2 protein-coding genes and 1 pseudogene are annotated in these 2,628 nt (G+C 50.4%); 1 reads left to right on the top strand and 2 read right to left on the bottom strand.

The window, feature by feature from the left end; genetic code table 11:
- A pseudogene (locus BWI97_RS25050) lies at positions 1-205 on the top strand (glucuronyl hydrolase); the annotation flags it as partial.
- 55 nt (positions 206-260) lie between these two features.
- Here BWI97_RS25050 and BWI97_RS28630 read toward each other — a convergent pair.
- Positions 261-473, bottom strand: coding sequence for an AraC family transcriptional regulator (locus tag BWI97_RS28630; protein ID WP_233208027.1), 213 nt, complete (start codon positions 471-473; stop codon positions 261-263).
- 60 nt (positions 474-533) lie between these two features.
- Positions 534-2,628: response regulator (locus BWI97_RS25045; RefSeq protein ID WP_233208026.1), on the bottom strand; the 2,095-nt coding region annotated here is incomplete at its 5' end.

Below are 2,628 nucleotides of genomic sequence, written 5' to 3'. Positions count from 1 at the left end.
TGCCAAAGCTGATCAGCTCCTGACCAATCTTTCCAAAACGTACCTGGCTCCTGCCGGGAGTAGTCATGGGTTTCTTTTGCTGCACAGTACGGGTTCGAAACCGCATAACAGTGAGGTGGACGTACCGCTGATTTACGCCGATTATTACTGGCTGGAAGCCTTGTTACGGGCGAAACGGCTGAACGAAAAGAAATCCTTGTTTTAATACGAAAAGGCCAGTGAATCGTAACGATTCACTGGCCTTTTACGGCTCACGCCACTCAGGACGGCGTTTCTTCGGTGACTACCTGTTGACTATACTCCGTTGGCGTTAAACCGAATTCGGCCCGGAAGGCCCGGCTGAAGTATTTGGGATCACTGAAACCTACGGTAAAGGCAATTTCCGAAACGTTGGCCTTGCGTTGCTGTAATAACATTTTCGCCTTTTTCAGTCGCGTCGTTCGCAGCAAATCCACGACGGAGCGATCCGTCAATCATTTTTACTTTTCGAAATAATACGGGGCGACTCATGCCCATCGCTGCCACCAGACTGCCTACGTTGAATCCGGGTCTGCTAAATGTTGATCGAGTACCGTCATGAGCTGATTTAAAAACTTCTCGTCCGGGTGTTCAAGCGTCTGGGCCTGCGGCTGTAGCGTAATCAGGCGATGATACTTCGCTTTCAGTTGCTGTCGTAACAACAGCAGGTTCTGTACGCGGGCCCGTAGTAAGACCGGGTGAAAAGGTTTAGTCAGGTAATCATCCGCTCCCGTTTGCAGTCCTGATAACTGATGATCGACGCCATCTTTCGCCGTCAGCATAATGACGGGAATATGACTGGTACGGGTATCCGTTTTGAGCCGATGCATTAGGGTCAATCCGTCCATTTCGGGCATGGCAAGGTCCGTAATCACCAGATCGGGTAAAAGCTGCGAAGCCGTTTCCCAGGCCTCTACCCCATTGCTAGCTTCCAGTACCTGATATTCCGTAGTCAGCAGATCAGCCAGATAATTTCGGATGTCCGCCTGATCCTCTACGATGAGTAGTAGCGGCTTTTCTCCGGCAGCTGGTTCTGAACGGGTAACGACTGGCAATGCTTCGCATACCACTGGTTCTGGAACGGTAACCAATGGATCCCCGACTGGTAGGATGGGTAAGGTGATTTTGAATCGGGTAAAGCCCGTGTGTTCCGAACCGGCCTCCTGGCTTTCCACGCTGATTTGTCCCTGGTGTTGTTCAACAATGCTTTTGCTCAAGGCCAGTCCCAGACCAAAACCCGTATCCCGCGACTGATGGCGATCCGCCTGATAGAACTGTTTGAAAATCTGGCTGATTTCTTCCGCTGGAATTCCCAGACCCGTATCTTCAATGAGCAGCGTCACTTCTTGCGGCGTTGCCCGCACCTGCACGGTAATACGCCCCCCGGCAGGTGTAAATTTGAAGGCGTTAACTAACAGGTTGGAAATCACTTTTTCCATTTCCCCCGCGTCAAACCACAACGGGATTTCTTCCCCTTCCGATTCGAAGTTGAGTTGTACCTGACGCGAACGGGCGTGCCCGAGAAACGAGTGTACGATTTGTCGGAGAAAACGGACGAAATCCGCCTGCTGCCGCTGTAGCTGGACATTGCCCGTTTCGTGTTTTCGAAAATCCAGCAACTGATTGAGTAAGCGTAACAAGCGGTCCGTACTGGCCCGCATCAGACTAACCTGTTTATGAATGCCCGGTTCCTGACCGTATTGGCTGGACAGTACTTCCAGCGGCCCCATCACTAGCGTCAAAGGCGTACGAATTTCGTGGGCGATTTCCGTAAAAAAGTTAAGCTTGGTTTGATGGAGTTCCTGCTGGCGTTTTTTCTCTTCGTGTTCCCGCTGTAACTCGTGGGCCAGTTGCAATCGGTTACGGTTAAATCTTGACCACAACCGTAGTAAGGCGAGAAATGTCAGGGCATACACGACGTACGCTAAGGGTGTTTTCCAGAGCGGCGGTAATACTGTAATGATTAGCTCCAGGGGTTTAGAATTCCAGACGTCATCATTATTCGAGCCTTTTACGCGTAGTACATACGTTCCCGGATTCAGGTTCATGTACAGAGCCCGGGGTTCTGATACGTAATTCCATCCTTCATCAAAACCCACCAACTGGTAGGCGTACCGATTTTTTGACGAGTTGATGTAATTGAACGCCGCAAAATCGATGGAAAATACATTCTGTTGATGCGTAAAGGTGAGGCCTCGTTCAAAATCAATATCGGATTCTCCACTTTCTGAAAGCCGGGTAATCGGTTCATTGAACAACCGGACCTGTGTAAACGCCAGTTGAGGAACCCGCGTATTCCGACGGATACTGTCGGGATGGAAATGAACGATGCCGTTATAGCCCCCAAAGTAAAGATAGCCCTGCGGATCCTGATACGTGGAGTTAGGCGTAAACTCGTTGCATACCAATCCATCATGCCGGTTGTAATGCACAAAGCGGGCGTGTTCCGGATCGAAATGGGCAAGCCCTTTGTCGGTACTAATCCATAAATGACCCTGACGGTCTTCCTGGATGCCCACGATTGTATTACTCGGTAAACCATTAGCCGTACTAAATCGTTCGAATCCCTGCTGACCGGGACGTAACAGATTCAATCCCCCTTCCCGCGTG

It is taken from the genome of Siphonobacter sp. BAB-5405, assembly GCF_002872335.1.
Taxonomy (GTDB): Bacteria; Bacteroidota; Bacteroidia; order Cytophagales; family Spirosomataceae; genus Siphonobacter.
Note: the sequence above shows the minus strand (reverse complement) of the source record. Positions and strands in the feature narration are given on the sequence as shown.